Genomic DNA, 6,738 nt, shown 5'->3' with positions numbered 1-6,738 from the left:
GACAATATTAGATGAAATAATACACTGGAGATATGCTCGACAACGCCCTGCAGCACGCCACAGAAACGTTTCTGCATACACAAGGGCCGCCCGGGGCAGGATGCCCGCAAACGCTTTATAGGTGAGGCGGGTATTTCCTCCCCGTAGGTGGTTTTTATGCCCTATCGCTGGAATGACAGGAAAGACGTGGACGAGGCGATCGTCGTCGTGATGAATACGGTTGACCAGGGCCAGGAGATCCGGGGATGGCTGATGCGCACCCTGCAGCAGGCGATCTACGACTCCGACCCGCAACTTGCAGAGTATTTCTTCAGGGAACTTGAGCGGCACAAGCCAGGTGCGCTGAAGTACTTCAGGAAACCAACGTTCTGATCTCTGGAGGGGATCCCGCAGACTTCTGCCGGGACCACCGCACGCGGCTTTGCAAACCAGAGGTCGCTCACAGCCGGGATGCTGTCTTAACCCCGGCTCTCCCCCTCTCCCCTATCCCTAACCCACCATGCTCCACCGCTACGTCGGCGAGCCCGGCGAAAATCAGGGTTTTGAGGAAACAGTCGGGATGAAAGCCGCGAATACGAGCGCAAGAAAGAGGAGTTCTTACTCCTCTTCCTCCTCGTCTTCTTCGTCGGAATCAAGAATAGTAAACCCGATGACGCGGTCACCGTCATCGAGCTTCATGATCCGGACACCGCGGGTGTTCCGTTTCTGGATCGAGATCTCCTCGACTTTTGTCCTGATAACGATACCGGACGCGCTCATCACGATGATCTCATCATCGTCCGAGACCGCTCTCGACCCCACGACGCCGCCGCCCCGGGCGTCGACGACGATGTTCCGGACACCCATCGTGCCCCTGCCGTGACCACGGAACTCGTCGAACTCCGTCCGCTTGCCGAAACCCTGCTCAGTAATGGTGAGGAGATGGTCATTCTCAACCAGGGATATGGCCTGCAGGGTGTCGCCGTGGCGGAGTCTGATCCCCCGCACCCCCATGGCGTTCCTGCGGACGGCGCGGACGGCCTCCTCGTGGAACCGGAGGCTCTGCCCGAACCTCGTCGTCAGGATCAGCTCCTTGTCCCCGTCGGTTGCCTTCACGTCCACCAGCTCGTCGCCGTCACGGAGGTTGATGGCGTTGATCCCGGTCTGCCGCGGCCGCGAGAACTCGTCGAGCGCCATCTTCGCAACCGTCCCGTTCCTCGTCGCAAAGAAGAGGTAGTGGTCGGAACTAAACTCCCTGACCGGGATCACCGTGGTCACCCGTTCATCGCCGTCGAGATTCAAGAGGTTGACAACTGCCTTGCCCTTGCTTGTCCGCTGCCCCTCGGGGAGGTCGTAGACCTTCAGCCAGTAAACCCTTCCTTTGTCGGTGAAACAGAGGAGGTAGTCGTGCATGTTCGCGACGAAGACGTTCTCGACGCCATCGTCATCCTTTGTAGCCATCCCGATGACGCCGCGGCCTCCACGCCGCTGGTTCCGGTAGGTGTCAAGGTCGATCCGCTTTATGTAGTTTGAGGAGGTGAGCGAGACCAGCATCGGCTTATCCTCGATGAGGTCCTCCTTATCGAGGGCCTCGGCCGCGTGCCCGATCCGGGTCCTCCGCTCATCGCCGTACCGGGCACTGATATCGACGAGTTCCTTCCTGATCTCGGCAAGGATGCTCGCTTCGCTTGCGAGGATCCCGGTGAGCCGCTCAATCTCCTTTGCAAGGGCATCGCGCTCATCCAGGATCTTCTGCTGCTCAAGCGCCGCAAGCCTCCGGAGTTGCATCTTTAAGATCGCATCTGCCTGCACCTCGTCCAGCGCGAACTTCGTCACCAGCGCCGTCTGTGCCTCATCGGTCGTCCGGGACGCCCGGATGGTGGCGACGACGGCATCGATGTTATCGAGCGCGACAAGGAGACCACGGAGGATATGCATCCGCTCTTCCGTCTTTCTGAGATCGAACTCGCTCCGCCGCCGGACAACCTCCACCCGGTGCTTCAGGAACTCATGGATAAGTTCCTTGAGGGTTAAGGTGTGGGGCTGGCGGTCGACGATGGCGAGGTTGATGATCCCGAAGGTGGACTCAAGCGCCGTGTGCTTGTAGAGGTAATTCAAGACCACCTGGGGCGCGACGCCCTTCTTCAGGTCGATCACGATCCGCATGCCGTCCCGGTCCGACTCGTCGCGGATATCGCTGATCCCCTCGACCCTTTTGTCGCGGACAAGGTTTGCGATATGTTCAATCAGGCGTGCCTTGTTCACCTGGAAGGGGATCTCGGTTATGATGATCTGCGGAGTCCGGCCCTCTTCCTCGATCTCCGCGATCCCCCTGACAACACACCTTCCGCGCCCGGTAAGGTACGCATCACGGACCCCTTCGGTGCCCATGATGATCCCGCCGGTCGGGAAATCCGGGCCGGGCATGATCCGCATCAGCTCCTCCGTGGATACGCCGGGTTCGTCGATGATGCGGCAGGTCGCTTCACAGACCTCCCGGAGGTTGTGAGGCGGCATGTTTGTCGCCATACCCACCGCAATCCCGCTCGACCCGTTCACGAGGAGGTTTGGAACCCGTGCCGGGAGGACATCAGGCTCCTGGAGCGACTCGTCGAAGTTGGGGACAAAGTCGACGGTCTCCTTATCGATATCGGCCAGGAGTTCCTCCGAGACCTTCGTGAGCCTGGCCTCCGTGTACCGCATCGCCGCGGCAGAGTCCCCGTCGATCGACCCGAAGTTCCCCTGGCCGTCCACAAGTGTGTAACGGTAGGAGAACGGCTGCGCCATCTTCACCAGCGTATCATAGATGGCCGAATCACCGTGAGGATGGTATTTACCCATCACGTCTCCGACAATACGAGCGCTCTTCTTGTAGGGTTTGTCGCTCGTGTTGCCGAGCTCCCGCATGGCATAGAGAGTGCGGCGGTGAACCGGTTTTAAGCCGTCTCTTGCATCAGGGATGGCTCGACCGATGATCACGCTCATCGCGTAGTCGATGTAGCATGATTTCATCTCTTCTTCGATGTTGACCGGGATGACCCCATCAGATGTCAAGGTTGATCACCTCCTTTGCATGCCTGCGGATGAAGTCTCTCCGGGCATCCACATTCTCACCCATCAGTTTCTCAAATATCTCGTTTGCGTAGACAGCATCCTCGATTCTCACCTGTTTGAGCACCCGGTTCTCCGGGTCCATCGTGGTGCTCCAGAGTTGCTCCGCGTTCATCTCACCAAGACCCTTGTAGCGCTGGATCGTGACACCTTTCTCGCCGAACTTGGCAATGATCTCCCGCATATCCTCCTCGCGGTAGGCGTACTTCTCCTGTTTCCCCCTGAAGATCCGGTAGAGTGGGGGCTGGGCGATGTAGATATAGCCGTTCTCGACCAGTTCCATCATGTAGCGGTAGAAGAACGTGAGCAGGAGCGTCCTGATATGTGCACCGTCGACATCCGCATCGGTCATCAGGATGATCCGGTGGTACCGGGCCCGCTCCACATCGAAACTGTCGCCGACGCCGGTACCGATAGCAGATATCAGTGCCTGGATCTCGGCGTTCTTCAGGATCCTGTGCTCCGACGCCTTCTCGACGTTCAGGATCTTTCCTCGCAGGGGGAGGATCGCCTGGAACTTCCGGTCCCGTCCCTGTTTCGCGGACCCGCCTGCCGAGTCTCCTTCCACAATATAGAGTTCGCTCTTTGCCGGATCGCGCTCCTGGCAGTCGGCGAGTTTCCCCGGGAGCCCGGTCGTCTCCAGCGTGCTCTTCCGCCTGGCAAGCTCGCGTGCGTTCCGGGCGGCTTCCCGCGCCCGGGCTGCGGCCATCGCCTTATCCACGATCACCTGAAGGGTCTTTGGATGCTCCTCGAAGTACTCGGTGAGCGACGAGTAGACGAGCGAATCCACGATGCCCCGGACGTTGCTGTTCCCAAGACGCATCTTGGTCTGCCCCTCAAACTGCGGTTCTGCAACCCGGGTGCTGATGACGGAGGCGAGCCCTTCCCTGACGTCCTCGCCCTTGACTTGGGCGTCGTTACTCTTGAAGAGGTTGTTTCTGCGGGCAGAGTTGTTGATAGCCCGGGTTATTGCACTCCGGAAGCCCTCAAGATGGGTGCCGCCCTCCCGGGTGTTCACACTGTTAACATAGGTGTAGACCGTCTCCCCATACGAGTTGTTGTACTGCAGGGCCACCTCAACCTCGACCAGACTCTCGGGATCGCTCTTCTGGAAATAGATCACCTCATCGTGGAGCGGCTCCTTTCCCTCACCGATGTGGGCGACGAATTCCCTGATACCGCCCTCGAAGCAGTAGGTGACCACATCGCCGGTGCGGTCGTCCCGGAGGCTGATCGTAAGGCCGCTGTTGAGGTAGGCAAGCTCACGGAGCCGGTGGTCCAGCATATCGTAGTCGAAATTGACGGTCTCGAATATCGACCGGTCGGGCTGGAACGTTATCCGGGTTCCCTGGAGGCGCTCGTAGTCCAGCGGCTGCCCGGGCCGGGTGCCGTAGCGCTCCTCATACCGGATCTTCATCTCGTGCTCGGTCTCGGGGCGGCTTGCGAGCGGCTTTACGACCAGACCCTGCCGGAACTGCATCTCGTAGACGTTGCCGTCCCGGAAGACCATCGCATCGAGCCAGCTTGCAAGAGCGTTGACGACCGAGACACCGACACCGTGCAGGCCGCCGGAGACCTGGTAAGTATTCTTATCGAACTTTCCGCCGGCATGAAGCACGGTGAGGACGATCTCAAGAGCGCTCTTGCCATACTGGGGCATGATATCGACCGGGATACCACGCCCGTTATCTTCTATTGTGATTGAGCCGTCCCGGTTAATGGTCACCAGTATCAGGTCACAGAACCCGGCGAGAGCCTCGTCCACGGAGTTGTCCACAACCTCGTAGACCAGGTGGTGCAGTCCCCGGGCTTCTGTGCTGCCGATGTACATGGCGGGACGCTCACGTACGGGTCTTAGACCCTCAAGTACCGTAATGTGGGAAGCATCGTAGGTATCAGTCATTTGTGACCTCCGCTAAACGAGCGGTGTCCTGAATCGCAGCAAAACTCACAGTATATATTGGTCGTATAAGCACTTATAGTGTATGGCTCCGGAGAATCTCCCTATTCCGGCCGTTCCCAGCGGTACGAAACACGACAATCCCACTTCATGGACACGCCCCGGGAGGACCGGCATACGCCGGACCGCGCGGGGAGAGATATGGGGGGGAACGGAGCATGCTGCGGACGGATCGGCAGGCGGTCCCGACCCGGGTAAGGGGGGGCTCCCGTCAGTCGTACTTCCCGGCGTCAGGGTCTGGTATACCCAGGTGTGTATCGATGGCGACCCCGATCCGGTTAAGGAGCCTGCGGATATCCGCCGCATCCTCCTTGTCCATGGTGCCCGGCTGGTGCCAGATCACCATCTTGCGGAGGCGCTCGATGAGTTCGTCGATCTCAGTTCCCCGGAACTGCTCCGGGACGACGAGGTCAGTGAGGTGGTCGGCGGCGCCATAGAAAGCCTTCTCGGGGGGCAGGCCGAAGTGTCGTGAAAGCAGCATCAGGTTGATGATAAAACCCCTGCCAAATTCGCTCTTTGCAGGCATATCTACCCTTGTTTACTGCCGGGTGATATTAACGATCCGTTTCTTCCTCGTGGTCATCCTGAAGGCCGGTCCAACCTCCTTCATCCCCGTAAAATAAATACGATCTCTGCTAACCAAAAGAGGCATTTTGCACTCTCCAGATGGTAATCATGCACCGCCTGAACAAAGAAACGATCTATCATCTCCTCGAGGCGGACCCGGAAAAACCCGGGGCGGGCCGGATTCTCGACGTATGCATCCTGGTGCTGATCGTGGCAAACGTCATTGCCGTGATCCTCGAATCGGTTGAGGGGCTGTATATCCCCCATGCCACGTTCTTCCAGGCATTTGATATCTTCTCCGTCGCGGTCTTCACCGTCGAATACCTCCTCCGTCTCTGGACCTGCACTGCAAACCCGGACTACGCGAACCCCGTTCTCGGGCGGCTCAGATACGCCGCGACCCCTCTCGCGATCATCGACCTCCTGGCGATACTGCCGTTCTTCCTGCCGATGTTCATCCCGCTCGACCTGCGGATCATGCGGGCGCTCCGGCTGCTTCGGGTCTTCCGGATCTTAAAGATCAGCAGGTACTCGTACGCCTTGAAGCTGCTTGGCCGGGTCATGAAGGCACAGGTGCACGTCATCGGGGTGCTGATCTTCATCCTCGTGCTCCTGGTTGTCATCACATCGAGCCTGATGTTCTTTGTCGAGCACGATGTGCAGCCCGATGATTTAGCAAACATCCCCACCGCCATGTGGTGGGCCGTCGCAACCCTCTCGACCGTGGGCTACGGGGACGTCTTCCCGGTTACGCCCCTCGGCAAGGCACTCGGGGGGCTCATCGCGCTCCTTGGTATCGGTATGTTCGCCCTCCCGGCCGGCGTCCTCTCCTCGGCCTTCCTTGCCGAGGTCCAGAAGGCAGATAATTCTCCCCAGTCCCGGTCGCCGGAGGAGGTTGTCGACCTCCTCGAACGGCTGGCCCTGTTGCGGGAAGAGGGGATCCTCACCGACGAGGAAGTGGCAGTCCAGAAGCAGAGGGTGCTTGGGGATGATGGGTAGTGGGGCATTTCAGCGGAAATTTCCCGTGAAAACCGCCCCGGTTTGGCGGGTGGGGGAATCGTGGCTCTGTTTCATTATGCCCTGGGTCCGACTTGTGCGGGGAGGGGGCGAGCCCCCTCCCC

At 59.4% G+C, this 6,738-nt stretch carries 5 protein-coding genes; 2 read left to right on the top strand and 3 right to left on the bottom strand.

Annotated elements, in window-relative coordinates:
* Positions 1-156 precede the first annotated feature (156 nt).
* Positions 157-372, top strand: coding sequence for a hypothetical protein (locus BP858_RS01230; RefSeq protein ID WP_074175533.1), 216 nt, complete (start codon positions 157-159; stop codon positions 370-372).
* 225 nt (positions 373-597) lie between these two features.
* On the opposite strand, the gene gyrA is transcribed toward BP858_RS01230, so the two are convergent.
* From gyrA to BP858_RS01215, 3 genes are all read right to left on the bottom strand, one after another.
* Positions 598-3,033: a DNA gyrase subunit A gene (gene gyrA / locus BP858_RS01225; protein WP_062263338.1), complete on the bottom strand. Its 2,436-nt coding sequence runs from the start codon at positions 3,031-3,033 to the stop codon at positions 598-600.
* Positions 3,023-4,993, bottom strand: a complete 1,971-nt coding sequence (gene gyrB / locus BP858_RS01220) for a DNA topoisomerase (ATP-hydrolyzing) subunit B (RefSeq protein ID WP_286878615.1) — start codon at positions 4,991-4,993, stop codon at positions 3,023-3,025. Before gyrB ends, gyrA begins: the two co-directional genes overlap by 11 nt.
* 268 nt (positions 4,994-5,261) lie before the next feature.
* Positions 5,262-5,576, bottom strand: a complete 315-nt coding sequence (locus BP858_RS01215) for a hypothetical protein (protein ID WP_062263333.1) — start codon at positions 5,574-5,576, stop codon at positions 5,262-5,264.
* Positions 5,577-5,716: 140 nt separating this feature from the next.
* On the opposite strand from BP858_RS01215, the gene BP858_RS01210 reads away from it, so the two are divergent.
* Positions 5,717-6,616, top strand: coding sequence for an ion transporter (locus BP858_RS01210; protein WP_286878614.1), 900 nt, complete (start codon positions 5,717-5,719; stop codon positions 6,614-6,616).
* The last annotated feature ends 122 nt before the right edge of the window (positions 6,617-6,738 follow it).

It is taken from the genome of Methanoculleus sp. UBA413 (genome assembly GCF_002502935.1).
Lineage (GTDB): Archaea > Halobacteriota > Methanomicrobia > Methanomicrobiales > Methanoculleaceae > Methanoculleus > Methanoculleus bourgensis.
Note: the sequence above shows the minus strand (reverse complement) of the source record. Positions and strands in the feature narration are given on the sequence as shown.

Excerpts from the sequence above, each read along its gene's own strand:
- gyrB (WP_286878615.1), bottom strand. The coding sequence starts at position 4,993 with ATGACTGATACCTACGATGCTTCCCACATTACGGTACTTGAGGGTCTA.
- BP858_RS01230 (WP_074175533.1), top strand. The coding sequence starts at position 157 with ATGCCCTATCGCTGGAATGACAGGAAAGACGTGGACGAGGCGATCGTC.
- BP858_RS01215 (WP_062263333.1), bottom strand. The coding sequence starts at position 5,576 with ATGCCTGCAAAGAGCGAATTTGGCAGGGGTTTTATCATCAACCTGATG.
- BP858_RS01210 (WP_286878614.1), top strand. The coding sequence starts at position 5,717 with ATGGTAATCATGCACCGCCTGAACAAAGAAACGATCTATCATCTCCTC.